General features: G+C 39.3%; 16 protein-coding genes and 1 riboswitch. Of the genes, 11 read left to right on the plus strand and 5 right to left on the minus strand.

Going from position 1 to position 20,858, the window contains the following annotated elements:
- The first annotated feature begins 143 nt into the window (after positions 1-143).
- The 3 genes from MB14_RS11780 (at position 144) to MB14_RS11790 (ending at position 2,257) form a co-directional block, all read left to right on the plus strand.
- Complete coding sequence (locus MB14_RS11780; RefSeq protein WP_062591799.1) at positions 144-377, plus strand: hypothetical protein; 234 nt, start codon at positions 144-146, stop codon at positions 375-377.
- An 8-nt stretch (positions 378-385) separates the two neighbouring features.
- Positions 386-676 carry a type II toxin-antitoxin system RelE/ParE family toxin gene (locus tag MB14_RS19235; RefSeq protein ID WP_375596896.1) on the plus strand — a complete coding sequence of 97 codons (291 nt, stop codon included), beginning with the start codon at positions 386-388 and terminating at the stop codon, positions 674-676.
- 267 nt (positions 677-943) lie between these two features.
- On the plus strand, positions 944-2,257 hold the full coding sequence (locus MB14_RS11790) for a dipeptidase (RefSeq protein ID WP_062591805.1): 1,314 nt from the start codon (positions 944-946) through the stop codon (positions 2,255-2,257).
- Between the two features lie 223 nt (positions 2,258-2,480).
- Here the strand turns inward: MB14_RS11790 and MB14_RS11795 are convergent, their stop codons facing one another.
- The 3 genes from MB14_RS11795 to MB14_RS11805 all read right to left on the minus strand — a co-directional run bounded on the left by MB14_RS11795 (position 2,481) and on the right by MB14_RS11805 (position 5,817).
- Positions 2,481-3,812 carry a sensor histidine kinase gene (locus MB14_RS11795; protein ID WP_062591806.1) on the minus strand — a complete coding sequence of 444 codons (1,332 nt, stop codon included), beginning with the start codon at positions 3,810-3,812 and terminating at the stop codon, positions 2,481-2,483.
- Entirely contained in the window at positions 3,809-4,228 is a 420-nt protein-coding gene (locus MB14_RS11800; RefSeq protein WP_062591807.1) for a hypothetical protein, read from the minus strand. The genes MB14_RS11795 and MB14_RS11800 overlap by 4 nt, the downstream gene beginning before the upstream one ends.
- A gap of 218 nt (positions 4,229-4,446) precedes the next feature.
- Positions 4,447-5,817 (minus strand): sigma-54-dependent transcriptional regulator, encoded by a 1,371-nt coding sequence (locus MB14_RS11805; RefSeq protein WP_062591815.1) that lies wholly within the window; start codon positions 5,815-5,817, stop codon positions 4,447-4,449.
- A gap of 217 nt (positions 5,818-6,034) precedes the next feature.
- On the opposite strand from MB14_RS11805, the gene MB14_RS11810 reads away from it, so the two are divergent.
- The 4 genes from MB14_RS11810 (at position 6,035) to MB14_RS11825 (ending at position 13,783) form a co-directional block, all read left to right on the plus strand.
- Positions 6,035-8,443 (plus strand): ABC transporter permease, encoded by a 2,409-nt coding sequence (locus tag MB14_RS11810; RefSeq protein WP_084376054.1) that lies wholly within the window; start codon positions 6,035-6,037, stop codon positions 8,441-8,443.
- An 11-nt stretch (positions 8,444-8,454) separates the two neighbouring features.
- Positions 8,455-10,905 carry an ABC transporter permease gene (locus MB14_RS11815; RefSeq protein ID WP_062591818.1) on the plus strand — a complete coding sequence of 817 codons (2,451 nt, stop codon included), beginning with the start codon at positions 8,455-8,457 and terminating at the stop codon, positions 10,903-10,905.
- Positions 10,906-10,941: 36 nt separating this feature from the next.
- A complete protein-coding gene (locus MB14_RS11820; protein ID WP_062591820.1) occupies positions 10,942-13,383 on the plus strand; it encodes an ABC transporter permease in 2,442 nt (813 codons plus the stop codon).
- Positions 13,384-13,504: 121 nt separating this feature from the next.
- Positions 13,505-13,783, plus strand: a complete 279-nt coding sequence (locus MB14_RS11825; protein ID WP_062591822.1) for an SWEET family sugar transporter — start codon at positions 13,505-13,507, stop codon at positions 13,781-13,783.
- A 73-nt stretch (positions 13,784-13,856) separates the two neighbouring features.
- On the opposite strand, the gene MB14_RS11830 is transcribed toward MB14_RS11825, so the two are convergent.
- Positions 13,857-14,309 carry a DUF4890 domain-containing protein gene (locus MB14_RS11830; protein ID WP_062591824.1) on the minus strand — a complete coding sequence of 151 codons (453 nt, stop codon included), beginning with the start codon at positions 14,307-14,309 and terminating at the stop codon, positions 13,857-13,859.
- Between the two features lie 75 nt (positions 14,310-14,384).
- Entirely contained in the window at positions 14,385-15,293 is a 909-nt protein-coding gene (locus tag MB14_RS11835; protein ID WP_062591825.1) for a Ppx/GppA phosphatase family protein, read from the minus strand.
- Positions 15,294-15,429: 136 nt separating this feature from the next.
- A riboswitch (SAM riboswitch) is annotated at positions 15,430-15,534 on the plus strand.
- Between the two features lie 47 nt (positions 15,535-15,581).
- Here MB14_RS11835 and MB14_RS11840 point away from each other — a divergent pair.
- The 4 genes from MB14_RS11840 (at position 15,582) to metF (ending at position 20,854) form a co-directional block, all read left to right on the plus strand.
- Entirely contained in the window at positions 15,582-16,595 is a 1,014-nt protein-coding gene (locus tag MB14_RS11840) for a homocysteine S-methyltransferase family protein (protein ID WP_089082178.1), read from the plus strand.
- Between the two features lie 29 nt (positions 16,596-16,624).
- Positions 16,625-19,405, plus strand: coding sequence for a methionine synthase (gene metH, locus MB14_RS11845; protein WP_062591829.1), 2,781 nt, complete (start codon positions 16,625-16,627; stop codon positions 19,403-19,405).
- 55 nt (positions 19,406-19,460) lie between these two features.
- Entirely contained in the window at positions 19,461-19,835 is a 375-nt protein-coding gene (locus MB14_RS11850) for a four helix bundle protein (protein WP_062591831.1), read from the plus strand.
- 65 nt (positions 19,836-19,900) lie between these two features.
- On the plus strand, positions 19,901-20,854 hold the full coding sequence (gene metF / locus MB14_RS11855) for a methylenetetrahydrofolate reductase [NAD(P)H] (RefSeq protein ID WP_062591833.1): 954 nt from the start codon (positions 19,901-19,903) through the stop codon (positions 20,852-20,854).
- Positions 20,855-20,858: the final 4 nt, after the last annotated feature.

A 20,858-nucleotide genomic window follows, 5' to 3' on the forward strand; every position in this document is an offset into this window, starting at 1 on the left:
TCTCTTATTAAAAGAAAATATCAAAACCAGTTTTCCCGAATATAGGGAAGGCTGGTTTTTTTAGTTTGAATGAATATCGACCCAAAACCCGCAACAATAATTGTATAAATCGTTAACTTTAAAACGAACAGAAATAGTTGGGTATGGACATATCAGTGAAATACAGAATGATATCAGAAATCATCAACAGCACAGATGACAATGTTTTGAATGCCGTTAAATCGCTTTTGAACATAGAGGAAGAGACTGATTTTTGGGAAGAACTGAGCGCAGAAGATAAGGCTGCTATTAACGAAGGTCTAATCCAGTTGGACAAAGGACAGCATGTTTCCCACCAATCTGTCCGTGAAGAGATCAAAGACCGCTTTAAATTCTAGTTTTGGCATTGCAAGTCCGCTATTCTCTCTGTGCTAGACATGAGCAAATTGAATTGCTAGAATACATTGTCCAAAAATTTGGCAGGACAACAGCACAAGAAGTTTATGAGAGGATCGAAAAAGTACTTGATTCAATCTCTCAGAAACCAGAAATATATCGTGCCTCCAAGAGGCAAGCAGACCTCAGGAAATGTGTCTTAAGCAAGCAGACTAGCATTTACTACCGTATTAATGAAGGTTATATTGAAGTTGTTAGCTTCAGAGCTAACCTAAAAAATCCAAAGAACTTTAAGATATGAGCGTCCTTCGTCTTAATACTCCCTGATTCTTTCCATATCTCAACTTAATAAAAATACACTTTATTAAGATAGTATCAAGATATGAGCGTCTCTCAACTGGTCGTTGCGTCTAGCTGCGAACCTATTAAGAAAGTAGAGAGCCCATTTCCCAAACCATTTAGAAAGACTAATCTCACCGAAATTTGTTAGTCTTCTGCCACTCAAATCATTTTGCTTCACAGACCAAAAGAAATCATCTAGTTTAGTACTAGACCTTAAAAATCAATTATGAAAAAACAATGGAAACCATTACTCCTCGCAGCATTTTTTGTCCTCGTTGCGTGTGAGCCTAAACAAAAAGAGGTAGGAGATATGACCGAAGCCGAACTAACAGAATATGCGAAAGGAATTCACGAGCGAGTGATTACCCTTGATACGCATGATGACATCAATACTTCGAATTTTACCGCTGAAAGGAACTATACACAAAGACTTTCAACTCAAGTAAACCTTCCTAAAATGGAAGAAGGAGGACTGGATGTAGCTTGGTTCATCGTTTACACTGGCCAAGGAGAATTGACGGAAGAAGGTTACGCTAAAGCATATGAGAATGCTGATGATAAGTTTAATGCAATTCACAGGCTAACAGAAGAAATTGCGCCAGATAGAATTGGTTTGGCCCTTACTTCTGACGATGTAAGAAGCATTGTAGCTTCTGGAAGAAAAGTAGCCATGATAGGTATTGAGAATGGTTACCCAATTGGAACCGACATTTCTAGAGTAAAAGAATTCTACGACAGAGGTGCACGCTATATGTCTTTATCGCATAATGGACATAGCCAATTGAGCGACTCGAATACAGGGGAGCGCGATAGCGTTTGGTTACACAATGGCTTGAGCGATTTAGGCCGTGAAGTAATTGCAGAAATGAACAAATGGGGAATCATGATTGACATTTCGCACCCTTCAAAGGCCGCGAATATGGAAATGATGAAGCTTTCAAAAGCACCAGTAATTGCTTCGCACTCGTCTGCACGTGCATTGAACGATGTAAGTCGTAACCTTGACGATGAACAATTGATGATGTTGAAAGAAAATGGTGGTGTTGTTCAAACAGTAGCCTTTAGAAGCTACTTAAATACAGATAAAAATAGCGCTAATAGACAGAAATCTAATGAAGTGAATGCAAGAATAGCTGAGAGAGAGAACTTTGAGATTAAGCCGGGAGGTATGTTTAGAGCAATGACCGGAGGCGCCCAGTCTGATTACTTAGAGGCTTACAGAGCTTTCCAAGAAAAGCATAGTGCGGAAATAACTGAAGCCATAAATGCTGAAGCTCCCCCAGTAGATGTTGTTGACTTTGTTGACCACATTGATTACTTGGTAAATAAAATTGGTTTAGAGCACGTTGGAATCAGTTCTGATTTTGATGGTGGTGGTGGAGTTGAAGGATGGAGCGATGCTTCCGAAACCTTCAATGTGACATTAGAGCTAGTGCGCAGAGGTTATACCGAAGAGCAAATCGGAATGCTTTGGAGCGGAAACTTACTTCGCGTTTTAGACGAAGTCCAAGCCGTAGCTAAGCAGATTCAAGGAAAATAAGAATCATTTTTGGTTTATAATTGTAAAGGGCAACTGTGAAAACGGTTGCTTTTTTTATGCCTCAGTGATTTTGGGATTACTCACCTCCCTGACCTTCCTTTAAGAGGGGATACTTTTACGGTTGTAATGGTTGGTGGATGTTTGCTTGAGTTAGGTCGTAGATACTCTAAAGATGATGAACTATGTCTCGTCCTGAAATAGGTTGACAAGTATCAATCCAGTCTCAAAAAATTAACTCAAAACTAGTTCCTTCGCTGCTCGATTTAACTGCAATACTGCCCTTGTGTAGCCCCATAATCTGACGAGAAAGAGAAAGGCCAATGCCGGAACCGCTTTGCTTTGTGGTGTAGAAGGGTACAAAAATATTATCTAAAACCTCATCTGGAATTCCTGGGCCATTATCTCGAACAGACAGAATCACTTTATCCTGTTCAAGGCGAGTGCTCAATTGAATAGATTTATAAGGTTGATCCTTAATCGCTTCAATGGCGTTTTTCACCAGATTGATCAGCACTTGATCTAAAAGGTTCGCATCGGCATTGACTTCAAGGGTTGGATCTACCTTTACTTTAAAGTCGATATTAGCTGCTTCTAAGTCGGGTTTAAATAAGTTTTCAATGCGATTGACCAAGGGGAGAAGCTGCACTGTGCTGAACTCAGGTTTTGATACTTTAGTGAGCTGATCGTAAGTATTTACAAAATGGGCCAAGCCCTTGCTTCTAGCTTCAATGGTTTCCAGTCCGCCCACAATATCCTGATAAGCTTCTGCCTCGGTTTGGCTGCTGTTCTTGGCTTGTACCTCTGTTTTAAATACCTGAAGAATTACTTCTGAAAGCGTTGAAATAGGGATTACAGAGTTCTTGATTTCATGGGTGAGTACACGAATTAGGCGTTGCCACGATTCTATTTCCTTTTCTTCCAGTTCGCTCTTAATGTCTTGGAAGGACACGAGTTTGTAGTCTTTGTCCTGAAGTTTGAACGTGGTGACTTGTACAGAAAGGTTGAGCAGCGTTCCTCCAACCTTAACTTTTACCAATTCTCTTTCGCCCGATTTAAGTTGCTCAACTTTGCTCGCAACTTCTTCAGATACTTTTGCCAAAGAAGCAATCGAACTGATATGGTCTTTCTGGAAAAGCTCCTTTGCAGCTTTGTTTGACAGGGTCACCTTATCGTCTTCATCGAAACAAAGCACTGCCACCCGAACATGTTCCACCACCGTTTGCAAATAGAGGTAATTCGATGCCTTTTCATTTCTAAGGTTTTTCATTACCTGATTGATTTCATGAAAAGCAAAATTCAGTTCATCGGTTTTTTCATAGGGAAATGAATTACTAAAATCATTCTGTTTGATGGACAGGAGAAAGTAAGTTAAATCCCGTCTGGAGCGCTCTACATAGCGAATAAGGCTAATGAGGACAATGACAAGCGCTAGAAAAAGCCAGAAGGAAACCAGCCAGAAATGAGTTTGGGTAAGAATATAGAAGCCAGAATAACCCAGAACGAGTAGGGCTAAAATACGCAGTACTACGTTTAATCGAAAGTACTTATATCTCATTCAACTTCTTTTACTTGGTAAAAAACGAGCAGTTTTAGTTTGGTTCGAAGCATTTTTGAACAGCCCCATCGCACTCCAAATCGGATAACCATAGTGGCGTCTTTTTCATAAGTGTAGAGCACTGTGGTAGCTTTAAAACCATCTATTTCGGTTTCTAGACTGTTTTTGTCGCTTGAGCCAAAAACGTAACGTGTTTCTGGGTCGCGTACGTCAAAATAAGTAATACAGTCTGTTTTGGCCAGTAAATACATTCTTACCGTAGTTCCAGCTTCTATGTTCAGCCTATAATCACCGGAGTTTTGAGTGCCTGCTACTTCGAAGTTGAGTGTACCGAAATGTTTCCACTTATAGTTTTCATCCGCTAACTGATTGTCTTTAATTCTGTCGTGTATTTCTTCCAAGCTTCGCTGCCCCATGCTATGGGAGCGAATTCCAATCAGACAGATTAAAATTAGAAGAATACGCATATTTCTGAATAACAGACACATCTCAGTTAGATTCATGTATTATTCAACAGTCTGTAAATAAGTATGTTGAATATGTTTTCTTTAATCAAATTCTAACGAGAAGAGTAAGTGACTTAATGTTTAGGTTTATTAAAATTGAGGTGAATCTAATCTATTTATATTGATTATCAGAGTCCGTACTTGGTCATTTTTCTATATAGCGTACTTCGACCGAAGCCTAATTCTTTTGCTGCTTGGGTTAAATTTCCTCCCGCTTTACGCACTGCATTTTGAATGGCCATTTTTTCCATCACCTCAATATTTAATGATTCTGGTTGGTTAGTATTAACGCTATCATCTTTTAAAAGGAAATCCTCAGGGGCTAAAAGGGGAGAATTGGCCATAATTACAGCCCTCTCAATGGCGTGTTGAAGTTCGCGAACATTGCCTGGCCAGCTGTATCCAAGAAGTTTATTCAATGTGGTTTCATTCAATCGCATTTTTTCCTTCTGATACTTTTTGGCATAAACAGTCAGAAAATGTTTGGCCAAAGGAGCAATATCTTCTTTTCTTTCTCTTAAAGGAGGAAGCTTAATTTCCACCGTATTTATTCTATACAGTAAGTCCTGTCTGAACTCATTGTGCTTCACCATTTCGTAAAGCGGCATATTCGTAGCGCAAACCAAACGAATGTTTAAGGGAATTACTTTATTAGACCCAACTCGACTAATTTGTTTGAACTGAAGGGCCGTGAGTAGTTTTGCTTGTAAAGGCAAGGATAGGTTTCCAATCTCATCTAAGAAGAGCGTTCCGTTAGTGGCCAACTCAAACCTTCCCGGTCGATCTTCTCGCGCATCGGTAAAGGCGCCTTTTACATGGCCAAACAACTCAGATTCAAAAAGTGAGGAAGATATGGCGCCCAAATCTACTTTAATGAAATTCTCATTAGCGCGTTTCGATTGGTTGTGAATCTCTCTGGCGATAAGTTCTTTGCCCGTACCGTTTTCACCCAAAATAAGCACGTTAGCATCTGTTTGAGCCACTTTTTCGATGGTATGAAAAATAGGTTTCATGGCAGGGCTTACAGAAATGATATCGCTAAATTCTTTCTGCTGATCCTTCATCAGAATTTTCTGACTCGACTTTAATTCTTCAACTTCTTTACGGCTCTTGCTCAATTCATAAATGGCTTGAACAGTCGCTAATAACTTTTCTTTCTGCCAAGGTTTTACCAAGAAATCAACAGCCCCTTCTTTCATGGCTTCCACTGCAATGTCAATATCGCCATAGGCAGTATTCATCAGTACATGCGCTTTAGGATCCTTCTCCAAAACTCTTTTCAAAAGCTTGATTCCTTCTTTTCCTCCGGTCAAACCATAGGAGAAATTCATGTCCAATACAATTACATCATATTCGTGCTGGTTAAGTAGAAAGTCCAATTTGGCAGGGTCTTTCTCTGTAATTACAGTTTGAAAGTGTTGCTTTAAGATCATATTGGCTGTGTAAAGCACTCCTTGATCATCGTCTAGTACTAGAATCTTGGCGTCAATTTTTGACATTGGTTATTGTGGTTCTGTGATGGAGGTTAAAGGTAAGAAATGTATCATTGTGATACATTCATTTGTTCCATAATGGTACGAATTAAATGATAAGCGGAAGACTTAATTCTGTAAGTCGTTATATTTTAGCGGGTTGTGTATTCGGCATGGTTATAGGCTAATGTCTCATGTGTCCGTTAAGGGTTTGAAGTGATAGATATAAATGAATAACTAAGAGATGATGATCAGGAACCACATCAAAATGTCCTTTAGAAACCTTTCTAAACGCAGGTTATATAGTGCTATAAACTTCGTGAGCCTGTCCATCGCTGTGATGATTGGCCTTCTGGTTTTCGTATTTGTAAAAGATGAGTTGAGTTATGATGGTTTTCATGCCAACGGGGATAATCTGTTTCTTCTCTATAAAACAGATTTCAAAACTGACGACCCAAAATTGGAGCCTGGTTGGTTTGATGCCACACCAGACAAAGGAGTTGAGAAGAGCATTTCTCATAACCTTCCATTTTTGGAACTTGTAAAAGAAAGTGTACCTGAAATTAACAAGGTAATTAGGGTTGAAGGAAATTTTATAAGTATCAAAAAGGATGAAAAGCAATTGTCGGAGTATGTAAACTATGTTGATTCAGACTTCTTTGAACATTTTAGTTTTAATTTTTTGTATGGCGAATCAAGTACGGCACTAAAGGAGATTAAAAGTGCTATAATTACAGATGACATGGCCATGACCCTTTTTGGAAGAGTGGACGTTGTCGGTGAAACTTTTTCGAGTGGGACAGGAGAAGCCAATATTTACCTTATTTCTGGGGTAATAGAAAAGCCAGTAAATTCTTCTTTGGAATTCAATATAGTACTGAACCTGGCGAATTCTTACTATTACAGTGAGCATTCAGATGACTGGCGTTACAATGCCATTTCATGCTTTCTACTTCTTAATAATCCGGAAGATGCCAGTATAGTAAGCCAAAAGATAAGTGAAATTTATACTGAAAGATTTGCGGATGATATTTCCAGTCAACGCAAAATGCTTAAGTTATCAGCATTCAATCCTGTTGTGCAGTATGGCTTAAAGAATATCCAAGGTTTATACCTTGACCCGAGCATAAGTTATGGAAAGAGTTCTTCTCCACTTTATTCTATTGTACTCATTGGCATTGGGCTACTCATCCTCCTAATCGCTTGTATCAATTACCTTTCTATTAACGTGGCTTCTTCGGGCAGCAGGCAGCTTGAAGTGTCCGTAAGGAAAGTGATGGGAGCAAGCGGAACACATTTACACGTCCAATTCTATTTAGAAGCACTGATTATTTCTGCATTTTCCGTTCTCGGTGGATTCACATTGATGCAATTGCTTTTACCGAAATTCAATTTATTAGCTGGTAAAACAATAGGGCTAAGCTTATCTGAGAATATTCAAATACTAAGTATCAGCCTTCTTTTTGCATTAGTGTTGGCTTTTTTGGCTGGAATTTACCCGGCCCAGATTTTATCTCGATTTAAAGTGGTGAATGGCCTTAAGGGGAATACTACCTACAAAATAAAACCGCTTTTGATAAGGTCTATGGTGGTTTTTCAATTTGTGCTTTGCCTGTTCTTTATTTCCATGGGCTTGATGATGACACGTCAATTCAATTATATCAATGACAAAGACTTAGGATTTGACAAAGAGCAGATTGTTTATGTGCGTGGGCTTTGGGGAAAGACTCAATTGATGAAACAGGAGTTAGCTTCGAATACAGAAATTGAATCAGTGACTGGAGTAAATGGAATTTTCACTCCTTCAACCAGCAGGGGTGGTATTGTGATTAACAACATTCAATATTGGGTGCAGAGCGCCAGAGTAGATTTCGACTTTTTTAAAACCTTTAGTATTCCTCTTTTGGAAGGTGAATATTTTAGTGAAGAGATGGGGGTAGATGCATTAGTAAATCGATCAATAATTAACAAAAGGCTCTATGATCTTTATAAGTCTGATACGGCAATGTATAATCTTGTGCAAAAGGACATTCAGGGTGTTGTCAACGATTTTCATTTTGAATCACTTCAGAAATCCATTGGGCCATTTCGCTTCAATGTTGCCAATAGCAATAGTCTTTCAGATTTGTTTGTGAAAATCAGGCCAGGAAAAACTGAAGCAGGGATTGCCGCCATTAAAGCTGCCTCAGAGAAGATTGTTCCTGAAAGGGAAATTGAGGTAAATTTTCTTAATGATTACCTCAATAGCCGCTACAAGGACAGCCAAAAATGGAAAGAGATCATTAATGTGGCTTCAGTATTGGGGGTTATTATCGCTTGTATTGGGCTCTTTGGGCTAACGGGGATAAACATGGCCAATCGAACCAAGGAGATTGGTATTCGAAAAGTATTGGGCGCTGGTTTCTCTGATGTACTCATTCTTTTAAACCGACAAACCATTTGGTTGATTGTATTGAGTACAGCCATATCGCTACCGATATCCTATTATTTTATGGAGCAGTGGCTTTCGGGCTTTGCCTACAGCACTTCTATTACGGCCGATATCTTCTTGCTTTCCACATGCATATGCCTTTTGGTGGTTGCCTTAACTGTTTCTTTTCACTCGGTTAAATCAACCTTATCAAACCCAATCGATTCTCTTCGCTACGAATAAACTCAAAACCGATGTTTAAAAACTATTTTAAAACAACATTAAGGTCATTAAGAAAGAACAAGACTCTTTCCGTAGTGAATATTTTAGGTCTTTCTATTGGCCTAGCTGCTTCCATATTCATTTTAGAGTATGCTTTTTTTCAGCTAAGTTTCGATAAATATCATAGCAAATCTGACCAAATTTATCGGGTAATAAATGAGCGTTTTGAAGGCGATCAATTACTTCAGCGAGGTCAGATTACCTACTCGGCCGTTGGGCCGCAAATGGCAGAAGATTATCCAGAAATTCTGAATCATACAACTATAAACCCCTTTGTAGAAAATGTATTCCTATATGATAATAAGCCTACGAAAATAGCTTCATCATTTTTAGTTGAGCCCTCTTTTTTCGAAATGTTCGATGTAGAGGTGTTGGCAGGAAATCCAGAGACAATGGTGAGTGAGAATTACCAGATTATTTTGACAGAGTCGATGGCAGAGAAGATATTTCAAACTTCGAATGCCAATTGGACGAGCTACTTGGGTACTGTTTTAGAGATGGGTTCACAGAGGTCTAAATGGCAGCTTTCTGGAATTGTTGCGGACCCTCCAGCTAATTCAAGTCTTCAATATGAAGCACTTCTTTCGAGAGTAACACTTTTTAGTCTTTGGGGCGAATCTGCCCGCTTTAGTTGGACTAATTCTGACTATTACCATTATGTAGAACTGTCCAAGAATGTTGACTACAGGAGATTTCAAGAGAAGTTCGTTTCTTTCTCAGAGAAGTACTTGAGGGGCGGTGAAGGAACCCAAACGGTAGAGAAATTTCACCTCCAACCATTGTCAGATGTCCACCTGTATTCAGATTATGAGTATGAAATTCATCAGACATCCGATGGAAGGATGATGTGGATTCTTATCATCATTGCGGGCTTTATTATGATTATGGCTTGGGTGAATTACGTGAATTTGACTACTTCTAAATCGTTGCAAAGAGCTAAGGAAGTGGGGGTAAGAAAGGTAGTGGGTGCAAGCCGACCTCAACTCATCAGACAGTACCTTACTGAATCCATCATGCTCAATTTATTGGCTTTCGTATTGGGCATTACCCTTATTCAAGTCTTTCAAATCCCATTCAATAATTTGATCGGAGAAAGGCTGTCTTTGCTGGAGTTTGCAACCATGGAGATTGGATCACTTTCTATGATTTTTTGGATGATCCTAGTTCTATTACTTGGTGCACTAGGCTCGGGCATTTATCCAGCCTTTGTACTCTCTGGGATTAAACCATCCGAAACTCTAAAAGGAGAGTATGGAAAAAGTACGCAGGGGCGGATTCTGAGAAAGTCCTTAGTCACTTTTCAATTTATTCTTTCCACAGCCTTGATTGCAGGTACTTATCTGGTGATGAAGCAAACACAATTCATGAAAAGTCAGGATTTGGGAGTAAATATGGAGCAGGTAATAACTGTGGAAGGACCTTCATTGGCGAATTTCGATACAACTATTGTATCTCATATGAATGCCTTTCTAAATGAACTTGAACAAAACGCACATATCATAAAAGCAGGCACCTCTTCGAATGTTTTTGGAGGGCGTATGCCACGAGTTTTTGATGTGAGAAGGCTGGGGCAAACGGAAGAACATATGCTTAATCGGCTGGGAGCTAACTATGGATTCTTTGATGTTTACCAAATCAATTTTTTAGCGGGAAGACCTTTCCGACCAGAAGATCATAAAGAAGATCCTAGGCTAATTGATGCCGCAATAATAAATGAGAAGGCATTAAAAGTTTTAGGGTTTAAAACTGCGGAAGAGGCTGTGAATAAAAAACTATTGTTCTTCGGACAAGAGTGGACTATTGTAGGCATAACAGATGATTTTCATCACCGCTCGCTCAAGGAGTCCATCGAGCCTATGCTAATTCTACCTATTTACTTTGGCTATAGCGACACTTATCAAATCAGGGTGAATGCCGATAATATGTCGCAAACAATAGCATATATTGAGCAAACCTACAATGAGTTCTATCCAGAAGATGTTTTTGAATATGGTTTTATGGACGCTCGATTCAATAACCTTTATAAGTCTGACGAGCAATTTGGAAAGATTTTCAACTTGTTTTCATTGTTGGCGATAGCCATTGCTTGTCTTGGTCTTTTTGGTCTTGTAGGGTATACAGCCGTTCAGCGAACAAAAGAAATAGGAATCAGAAAAGTGTTGGGGGCTTCCATTGCAGATATTTTACAAATGCTTTCACGGGAGTTTTTATGGCTGATTCTATTGGCCAATTTTATTGGTTTGCCTTTGGTGTATTTTGCTGCCCAATCTTGGTTAGAAGGGTATGCTTTCAGAACAAATATTGGTTGGCTTTTCTTTGTATTGCCAGTAGTAACAGTGGCAGTTATTTCATTAGGAATTGTCATTGGGCAAACCCTCAAAACTGCCCGTATGAACCCCATTAGGTCACTCCGTTACGAATAAACTCAAACAACATTATTACATATAAAAGTTATTACCATGTTCAGAAACAACCTAATTGTTGCCATCAGAAATATAAAGAAGAGAAAGTCTTTTGCCATTATAAACATCTTTGGTCTTACCGTGGGCATGACTGTCTGTTTTCTGATTCTGACTTACGCGAGGTTCGAAATGAGCTATGATCGATTTCATCCTCAAGCGAAAGATATCTATAGAGTAACAGTTGATTTATATGCAGAAGGTACTTTTCAAACTGCCGATGCACAATGCTACCCTGCCGTAGGCCCAATGGCGATTGAGGATTTTCCAGAGATAGAAGAATTTGCTATGGCGCGCCATATTGGTCGTTTTTTGTTTAAAAATGAAGAAAAGGCCTTTAATGAAGATCGAGTATACTTTGCTAATCCTGGTTGGTTAACTGTTTTTGATTGGGGAATGACTCAAGGCGATAGCGCTTCGGCATTGAATGAGGTGGCTAAAATTGTAATAACTGAAAGTGTTGCGGAAAAATATTTTGGAGATGAAAACCCAATGGGCAAAATTTTAACAGCAGTACCTGGAGGGGCCGAAATTCCCATGCAGGTGACTGGTGTGGTTAAAGATGTTCCAGAAAACGCCCACCTTAAATTTGATATCCTAATCGCTTACCAAACCGGTGTTCAATACCTGAAGTGGGATTACAATAACTGGAATGGAAATAATGAATTCATGTATTTGAAAACGAATGGAGTAAAACTCGATAATGCTTTTGCAGAACGTTTTAATAAGAATTTTTTAGCCAAAACAGAAGAAGACAGGACCGAGAAACTCGTTATTCAGCCCTTAACAGATATCCACCTTCATTCAGACAAAACCTTTGAAGCCGATGTGAACGGAAGCCAAGCAACTGTCAACATCTTATTGGTTGTGGCTTTATTTGTATTGGTGATTGCTTGGGTAAACTATATTAACCTATCCACTGCAAAGGCTTTAGAAAGGGGTAAAGAAGTAGGAGTAAGGAAGGTTTTAGGGTCTAATAAGGGGGCTTTATTAAGTCAGTTTTTGACAGAATCTTTCCTCATTAACTTTTTGTCCTTGATACTTACACTGACTCTGATTCAAGGCGTTTTGCCTTTCTTTAATCAGTTCTCCGGCCTGAGCTTAAGCTTCAATGTGTTTTCAGACCTAGCGCTTTTTGGATTTGTGATGGGGCTACTTTTTATGGGTACACTGGCTTCTGGCGTTTACCCAGCTTTGGTGATATCGAACTATAAACCGCTTGAAGTTTTAAAAGGCAGTCTTGCAAGTTCCAAAAAGGGAGTGTTACTCAGAAAGGGACTGGTAGTATTTCAGTTTATGATTACTATGGTGCTTTTGGCAGGAACCATGGTGATTTATGCTCAGGTGCAAGAAATGCGAGACCAAAAGTTGGGAGTAAATATTGATCAGACCGTGGTAGTTCGGTCGCCATTGCTGGCGGATGCTCACGAAACCCAATTGCACAAACGTAAGGCATTCAAAACCGAACTAAAGAAGTTACCACAGATAACCAATGTGGCTTATTCCGAGACTTTATTTGGCCAAGGTACCGTTGAAATGAATACTGGAACGGGTGTTTACGCGCAAGGCCATGAAGAAGGCAAAAGCAATGTATACTTCTTTTATAGAGTGGATGCTGAGTTTGTACCAACATTTGGTTTTAAGGTACTTGCTGGAAGAACTTTCGACAATGATAGAGATATTTCCGCGAGTGAGGACTTAACCTCTATAATGGTGAATGAAACCGCCAGAAGAATGTTAGGCTTTAATTCAAATGAAGAAGCAATAGGGGCAAAGGTCCATTTCTGGGGTAATGAAGTTAAGGTGTTGGGCGTGTTTAACGATTACAATCATCATTCATTGAAAACAAGTGTTGATCCTACCATTTTTTGGTTCGATAAGGAAGGAGACAATGGTAATTATGCTTCTGTAAAATTGAATGCAGAAAATTCAGGAGGATCATATAAAGAGATGGTGGCTAAGATTGAAAGTGCGTATCGAACTGTTTATCCGAATAGTGATTTCGATTACTTCTTTCTGGATGAGAAATTTAACGAGCAATACAAAGCAGATCAACAGTTTGGAGCCGTTTTCGGGGTTTTTGCTTCCATCACAGTCTTTGTGTCAATACTAGGATTATTCGGTTTAGTGCTTTACGAGGTACAGCAGAAAATAAAAGAGATTGGTATTAGAAAGGTTCTGGGGGCAAACGTTTCTAGCATCATACAAATGCTGTCTACAAACTTTATGAAGCTAATTCTTCTTTCCGTAATAATCGCCCTACCAATCGCATATTTGGGTGCTGAAAAATGGCTTCAAACTTTCTCTTATCAAATTGATTTGGCTTGGTATATCTTTGCTATACCGGCAGTTTTAATCCTTGGCGTTGCTTTTTTAACGGTAGTTTTCCAGGCCATTAAAGTAGCCAGGCGAAACCCAATAGAGGCATTGCGATACGAGTAAAAGTGTTTATTCAAAAACCTAGGCTTAGGCAGTTTTATCCCTAGGTTATATTTAACTCTAATCTTTCTATTCGAAAAATCTTCTGGATTTATATGATAAATTTCGGCCTAGATAGAATGAGATGGATATATATGAATCAATGGGTTTACTAGGAGCAATTTTGAGTAGCCTGACTTTTTTACCTCAAGTTATTCGCACATGGAAAATTAAAAGTGCGGAAGATTTGAGTATGGGAATGCTCATTATTGTTTTTTGCAGCACTATTGTTTGGCTTATTTATGGTTTTGCTTTGTGGCTGATTCCAGTAATTATTGCCAACTCAGCAATATTCGTTCTGAGCCTTACCCTAATTTACTTTAAGGTTTCTTTTAAAAAGAGAAAAGCAATTAAAACAGCATAGTGCTTTCATTGTTGAGCATAAAAAAACCCGATACCATTTAGATAACGGGTTTATAACCACTTAAAAACAAACTCTATTCTTGTCCGCCTCGGCCACCGCCACCGCCTCTTCTTCCTTGAGGTTGAGGATTTTCTTTCTTCCAAGTTTCATATGCAGTCCATTGAGTTGCACTGAATATCTTCTTTAATTCTATGTCTTGCTCTTCTTGCATTTTAGTCATTGCAGCTGTCATAGCTTCACGATCCATAGTGCCGCTACTTCTTAGTTCAGTCATTTTTGCTGTTTGCTTTTCTGAAGAAGCTATAAGAAGATCGTAAACTTTTGTACGTTGTTCATCAGACAGACCAAATTTTTCTTGCCATGTGTCTGCTGTGGTTTTAGCTTGAACTTTAGGGTCAGGTCGTTGTCCACCTTGTCCTTGTCCGCCACCACGTTGAGCGAATGCTGTTGCTGCTACAGCAAAGAATATCGCCACAATTAATAGAGTTCTTTTTCTCATTTTGATTTTGTTTTGGGCATTTGACATACAAAGTTAAAAATGGTTTAATCTAACCTTGGCTTTTACATTAGGGGTTGCAAACGGTTTTGAATCGCAGTTTTCTTATTTGAAGTCAACTTCACTATCCCTGATATTTCTTTCATAAAGCATATGCATTATGCCATCTTTCAAACCTACATCGGGCACCAATATTTTTCGGCACTTTGCCGACTTCATTACATGCATATAAATATGTGAGGCAGGAATGATTACATCGGCCCTATCGGGGTTAAGTTGAAGCTTATGAATTCTTTCTTCTAAAGTAAAGCCCGCTACATAAGATTGGACGTCCAATACTTCTTTTAATGTTAAAATACGATCGATTTTACGCTTATTCGCCAATTCGTAGGTTTTGTTGATGTTTCCCCCCGTACCAATGGCCGTAATTATTTTATACTTACCAATTACATTGGCTTTCACCCAATTGTCTATTTTTTCAAGAATATCAGAAGTGCCCAACTGTTCAATACTTCTTACAGATCCGACTTTAAAAGATTGAGAAGCCACTTTCTTTCCATTGGAAATTAAGTTGAGTTCAGTACTACCGCCACCCACATCAATATGTAGGTAATTCTCATTATCGAGCTTTTTAAGAACTACCTTATTAATGAGCTCGGCCTCCGCATCTCCACTAATGATTCTGATTTTAAGCCCTAAAAGTTGGTTAACTTTCTCGGCTAGCTTGTAGCCATTTTCTGCTTCTCGCATGGCTGAGGTGGCACAAGCATAATAATCTTCTACTTCATATAAGTCGATCAGAAGTTTAAAAGCGTGCATCAGCCTCAAGAATTTATCTTCCTTTTCTGGTCCAATTTTTTTGAGGGTAAAAACATCTTGCCCCAATCTTAAAGGAAACCTCACATATTCGAGTTTTTTAAAGATGTGCTGACCCTCATAACTCAACACATTAGTGACTTGAAACCTTATGGCATTCGAACCAATATCAATTGCTGCTAATCTTAGACTACTCATAGATGGGCATTAAATTAGAGAATATTCTTGTTACAAGGTGCATTCAAGCGATTTTTATAAAAAACGGAACAATAGATTTTTCTGAAATATTTAGATCAAGCAGCTTCGGTTTAATCTTTATTTACTTTCTTTGCATCACTTATCAAGAAAGACTGAGGGACTAGGCCCTGTGACGTCTTAGCAACCTGTAAAAGCTGGTGCTAATTCCTAGCCTCGAATTTATTCGAGGAAAAGATGAGCCTGCAAAACTCTCCCTGCCTTTCTTGATGAGCATTCTAAATGCAAATTATGTCAAGAAATATTAAGGAAATTCTCAAAGAACGAATCTTGGTTTTGGATGGTGCAATGGGCACTATGATTCAAAGGCACCCTTTAGAGGAAGAAGATTTTAAAGGAGATAGATTCAAAGATCATCCACATTCTTTAAAGGGGAATAATGACCTGCTTTCCATCACCCGACCAGAAATCATTAAAGATATCCATCTCCAATATTTTTTAGCGGGTGCTGATATTGTAGAAACAAATACCTTCAGTGGTACTACAATCGCTCAAGCAGACTATCATTTGGAAGATGCGGTGTATGAAATCAACTTTGAGTCGGCCAAAATTGCCAGAGAAGTAGCTGATGAAATTACAGCGCAAGAACCCCATAAGCCTCGCTTTGTAGCAGGCTCCATAGGGCCTACAAACAGAACCGCTTCTTTATCTCCAGATGTAAATGATCCTGGTTTTAGGGCCATTACTTTCGATGAATTAGTTCAAGCCTATAAAGAACAAGTAATTGCGCTTACTGATGGTGGTGTAGATTTACTATTAGTCGAGACGGTGTTCGATACGCTGAATGCTAAGGCTGCACTTTTTGCGATTGAAGAAGTTTCTCAAGAAAAGGGAAAAGAATGGCCGATCATGGTTTCAGGAACGATTACCGATGCCAGTGGCAGAACGCTCTCCGGACAAACCACTCAGGCTTTTTTAATTTCAGTTTCTCATATTCCTTTGCTCTCAATCGGACTTAACTGCGCTTTAGGAGCCAAACAACTTCGTCCATATTTAGAAACGCTTTCAGAAAAGGCTAATTTTTTTACCAGTGCGCATCCCAATGCTGGTTTACCAAATGAATTCGGTCAATATGATGAATCGCCAGAGGAAATGGCAGAGCAGATAGAAGACTTCCTTTCTAGCAATTTCTTGAACATTGTAGGGGGCTGTTGTGGTACCACGCCAGAACATATTAAGGCTATTGCTGAAGTGGCTGCCAAGTATCAGCCGCGAAGTTTGGAACGTCAAGTAATTCAAGATTAATCCAATCAACGACTATTGACTTACATAATATGAATAAATATAATTCAACACTTGAGCTTTCAGGCCTCGAACCCTTAATTGTTACCCCCGAATCTAATTTTGTGAATGTAGGAGAGCGAACCAATGTAACGGGTTCTAAGCGCTTTGCACGATTAATTTTGGAAGAAAAGTTTGATGAAGCCTTAGAAGTAGCTCGTGATCAAGTGGATGGAGGCGCTCAGATTCTCGATGTCAACATGGACGAAGGAATGCTTGATGGAAAAGAGGCGATGGTCAAGTTTTTGAACCTGATTGCTGCTGAACCTGATATTTCCCGAATCCCAATTATGATCGACTCTTCTAAATGGGAAATCATCGAAGCAGGTCTTAAGTGTGTACAAGGTAAGTGCGTAGTAAATTCCATTTCTTTAAAGGAAGGAGAAGAAGTTTTTATTGCTCATGCTAAGAAAGTAAAACGTTATGGTGCAGCCGTTATCGTTATGGCTTTTGATGAAGAAGGTCAAGCCGATTCATACGAAAGAAGAATAGAGATTTGTAAACGTTCATATGATATTCTGGTCAATGTTGTCAAGTTTCCGAAGAACGATATCATTTTCGACCCCAATATTTTCCCTGTGGCGACAGGTATAGAAGAGCACAATAATAATGCGGTTGATTTCTTTAAGGCTACCAAATGGATCAGAGAGCATCTGCCTGGGGCCCATGTGAGTGGCGGTGTAAGTAATGTGTCTTTCTCATTCCGGGGGAATAACCCTGTTCGCGAAGCCATGCATTCGGCCTTTCTATATCATGCCATTCAAAATGGAATGGACATGGGAATTGTTAACCCTACCATGCTTGAGATTTATGACGACATTCCAAAAGACTTGTTAGAAAGGGTAGAGGATGTACTCCTAAATCGAAGACCAGACTCTACTGAGCGTTTACTGGATTTTGCCGAAACGGTAAAAGGCGAAGGAAAGAAACAAGTAAAAGACGATGCTTGGCGGAAGGAGTCGGTAGAAAAGCGACTGGAACACGCTTTGGTGAAAGGAATTATCGAATTTATAGATGAAGACACAGAAGAAGCTCGACAGAAATATATAAGTCCATTGAAGGTCATTGAAGGTCCTTTAATGGATGGAATGAATGTAGTGGGTGACCTTTTTGGCTCAGGTAAAATGTTTTTGCCACAAGTAGTAAAGAGTGCTCGCGTAATGAAAAAGGCGGTGGCTTATCTTTTGCCTTATTTGGAAAAAGAGAAAGAGGAAAAAAGACAAGCTAAGCTAACTCGCCCCAACCCTTCCTTCCCTTCAGGGGAAGGTGATAACTCCACTTTGAGTGAGACCGAGAGGGGGATAATTCCAGAACGAGAAACTGGTCGAAAAATCCTTTTGGCCACGGTAAAAGGAGATGTTCATGATATTGGGAAGAATATTGTTGGGGTGGTTTTGGCCTGTAATAATTACGATATCATCGATATGGGCGTAATGGTGCCTGCCGATAAAATTCTTGATAAAGCCATTGAGGAAAATGTGGATGTAATTGGTTTAAGTGGTTTGATTACTCCTTCACTTGACGAAATGGTGCACGTAGCCAAAGAAATGGAAAGAAGGAAGATGAAGTTACCGCTTATGGTGGGCGGTGCAACCACTTCGAGAATTCATACCGCAGTAAAGATTGACCCAGTTTATTCCGGACCAGTTGTACATGTTTTGGATGCTTCTAAAAGTGTGCCTGTAGCTGGAGAATTGATAAGCGGAGATCGCAAGGCGAATTACAAAACACAGGTGAAAAGCGAATATGCAAAGCTTCGCGAAGATCACGCAAACCGTAAAGAAATCAAGCATTACATTCCTTATAGCAGAGCTTTGGGTAATAGGCTTAAAGTGAATTGGGAAGAAAAAGAATACGTGAAACCGAGCTTTATAGGAAATAAAGTATTCAAAAACTTCGATCTGAATATTATTAGAGAGTACATCGACTGGACTCCTTTCTTCCAGACTTGGATGCTGAAGGGGAAATACCCTAGAATTTTCGAAAACGAAACAATTGGCAAGGAAGCCAAAAAGCTTTTTGACGATGCCAATAAAATGCTCGATGAAGTAATTGAGAAAAACCTGCTTCAAGCCAATGGCGTGGTGGGACTCTACCCCGCCAACAGTGTTGGTGATGACATTGAAGTGTACACAGAAGAGACTCGTAATGAAGTAAAAACTGTGTTTCATTGCTTGAGGCAGCAAGGTAAAAAAGGCACCGGCATTCCTAACTTGTCTTTAGCGGATTTTATAGCACCAAAGGATTCAGGGAAAATTGACTATGTAGGTGGTTTTGCCGTAACGGGCGGTTTAGGGATTGAACCCCTAGTGGAAAAGTATGAGAAAGATCATGACGATTACAATTCTATTATGATCAAGGCCATTGCCGATCGCTTGGCAGAAGCTTTTGCAGAAGCCATGCACGCCATAGTGCGCAAAGAACTTTGGGGTTATGCGAAAAACGAAACCTTGGACAATGAATCCTTAATTAAAGAAAGTTATCAAGGAATTAGGCCAGCACCGGGCTACCCAGCTTGCCCAGATCACACTGAAAAACCAATTCTTTTTGATTTACTCAATGCTCAAGAAGAAACGGGGATTATTCTCACAGAGTCGATGGCGATGTACCCAGCCTCTTCCGTAAGTGGCCTTTATTTTATGCATGAAGAAGCCAAATACTTCGGTTTAGGCAAAATTGAAAAAGACCAAGTGCAAGATTACGCCAAACGCAAAGGAATGACTTTGGAAGAAACCGAGAAGTGGTTGAGCCCAAACTTAACTTATGATGTCTAAGTACTGAAGTGCTTAGGTGTGGAAGTATTGAATGTTAAAATTAAATGATCGAGATATGGCAAAGGTGACAAGATTTGAAGATTTAAGGTGTTGGCAGTTGGCAAGAAAACTGACTCATCAGGTTTATGTAATGTCTAATCAAGGTCAATTAGCCAAGGATTTCGATACACGTTCGCAGTTCAAGAGAGCAGGGCTTTCAATCATGAATAATATTGCCGAAGGATTTGGCCGATTTTCTCCAAAAGACTTTGTTAAATTTCTTGATTATGCTTCTGCGTCTTGTACAGAAGTAAAAAGCATGACCTATTTGATGTTAGACCTAGAGTATTTTCCCTCGGAAGACATTGAAAACTTTCAAAAGCAAATTGAAGAGACAAAGGCCTCAATTTTAGCATTCATTAAATACTTAAGAAATAAAGAAAGCCAATAGTTCGATGTTGCGAATTTCGCCAACACTTCAACACCTAAACACCTAAACACTTCAATACATTAGAAATGAAAGTAACCCAACATATAAAAAGAGCAAAAGGTAAAACCCTTTTCAGCTTCGAGATTCTTCCACCTAGAAAAGGAGAGAATGTAAATGGTATTTTCGATGCGATTGACCCTTTAATGGAGTTTAACCCGCCATTTATTGATGTCACCTATCATCGCGAAGAGTACATTTATAAGCAACACGATAACGGTTTGCTCGAAAAAGTAACTACTCGTAAACGTCCGGGAACGGTGGGGATTTGTGCTGCAATAATGAATAAATACGGGGTAGACGCTGTGCCTCATATTATTTGTGGTGGTTTTAATAAGGAAGAAACGGAGAACGCACTGATCGACCTTGATTTCTTGGGAATTGATAATGTGTTGGTATTGCGTGGAGATGCTATTAAATCGGAGGGAAGGTTCGTTCCAGATCCAGAAGGGCATTCGTATGCTACAGAATTGATGCAACAGGTTTTAGATTTAAATCAGGGTAAATATTTGCACGAAGAAGTGGAAATGGCCAAAACCAACTTTTCTATTGGTGTGGCGGGTTATCCAGAAAAACACTTTGAGGCTCCAAGTCTTAAAAGTGATATGAAGTACTTAAAGCAAAAGGTAGATATGGGGGCGGAGTACATCGTTACCCAAATGTTTTTCGATAATCAGAAATACTTCGACTTTGTTGAAAAGTGCCGAAAAGCAGATATCAATGTGCCTATTATTCCAGGGCTGAAACCATTAACAACGCTTAATCATAGCACTATTCTACCTAGTATTTTCCATGTGGATTTGCCAGATGACTTGGTTGATGAATTGGATAAATGTAAAGACAATAAGGCGGCTAGAGAAGTAGGAATTGAATGGTGTATTCAGCAGTCGAAAGAACTAATGGAAGCAAAAGTGCCATGCTTGCATTATTACACTATGAGCAAATCAAGTGTCATTAAGCAAATTGCTGAAAAGCTATTTTAGAAGT

The sequence above is a fragment of the Roseivirga ehrenbergii genome, from assembly GCF_001593005.1.
Taxonomy (GTDB): domain Bacteria; phylum Bacteroidota; class Bacteroidia; order Cytophagales; family Cyclobacteriaceae; genus Roseivirga; species Roseivirga ehrenbergii.

Excerpts from the sequence above, each read along its gene's own strand:
- MB14_RS11805 (WP_062591815.1), bottom strand. The coding sequence starts at position 5,817 with ATGTCAAAAATTGACGCCAAGATTCTAGTACTAGACGATGATCAAGGA.
- MB14_RS11840 (WP_089082178.1), top strand. The coding sequence starts at position 15,582 with ATGTCAAGAAATATTAAGGAAATTCTCAAAGAACGAATCTTGGTTTTG.
- MB14_RS11800 (WP_062591807.1), bottom strand. The coding sequence starts at position 4,228 with ATGGGGCAGCGAAGCTTGGAAGAAATACACGACAGAATTAAAGACAAT.
- MB14_RS11815 (WP_062591818.1), top strand. The coding sequence starts at position 8,455 with ATGTTTAAAAACTATTTTAAAACAACATTAAGGTCATTAAGAAAGAAC.
- metH (WP_062591829.1), top strand. The coding sequence starts at position 16,625 with ATGAATAAATATAATTCAACACTTGAGCTTTCAGGCCTCGAACCCTTA.
- MB14_RS11820 (WP_062591820.1), top strand. The coding sequence starts at position 10,942 with ATGTTCAGAAACAACCTAATTGTTGCCATCAGAAATATAAAGAAGAGA.
- MB14_RS11835 (WP_062591825.1), bottom strand. The coding sequence starts at position 15,293 with ATGAGTAGTCTAAGATTAGCAGCAATTGATATTGGTTCGAATGCCATA.
- MB14_RS11790 (WP_062591805.1), top strand. The coding sequence starts at position 944 with ATGAAAAAACAATGGAAACCATTACTCCTCGCAGCATTTTTTGTCCTC.
- MB14_RS11850 (WP_062591831.1), top strand. The coding sequence starts at position 19,461 with ATGGCAAAGGTGACAAGATTTGAAGATTTAAGGTGTTGGCAGTTGGCA.
- MB14_RS11830 (WP_062591824.1), bottom strand. The coding sequence starts at position 14,309 with ATGTCAAATGCCCAAAACAAAATCAAAATGAGAAAAAGAACTCTATTA.
- MB14_RS11810 (WP_084376054.1), top strand. The coding sequence starts at position 6,035 with ATGATGATCAGGAACCACATCAAAATGTCCTTTAGAAACCTTTCTAAA.
- MB14_RS11795 (WP_062591806.1), bottom strand. The coding sequence starts at position 3,812 with ATGAGATATAAGTACTTTCGATTAAACGTAGTACTGCGTATTTTAGCC.
- MB14_RS11825 (WP_062591822.1), top strand. The coding sequence starts at position 13,505 with ATGGATATATATGAATCAATGGGTTTACTAGGAGCAATTTTGAGTAGC.
- metF (WP_062591833.1), top strand. The coding sequence starts at position 19,901 with ATGAAAGTAACCCAACATATAAAAAGAGCAAAAGGTAAAACCCTTTTC.
- MB14_RS11780 (WP_062591799.1), top strand. The coding sequence starts at position 144 with ATGGACATATCAGTGAAATACAGAATGATATCAGAAATCATCAACAGC.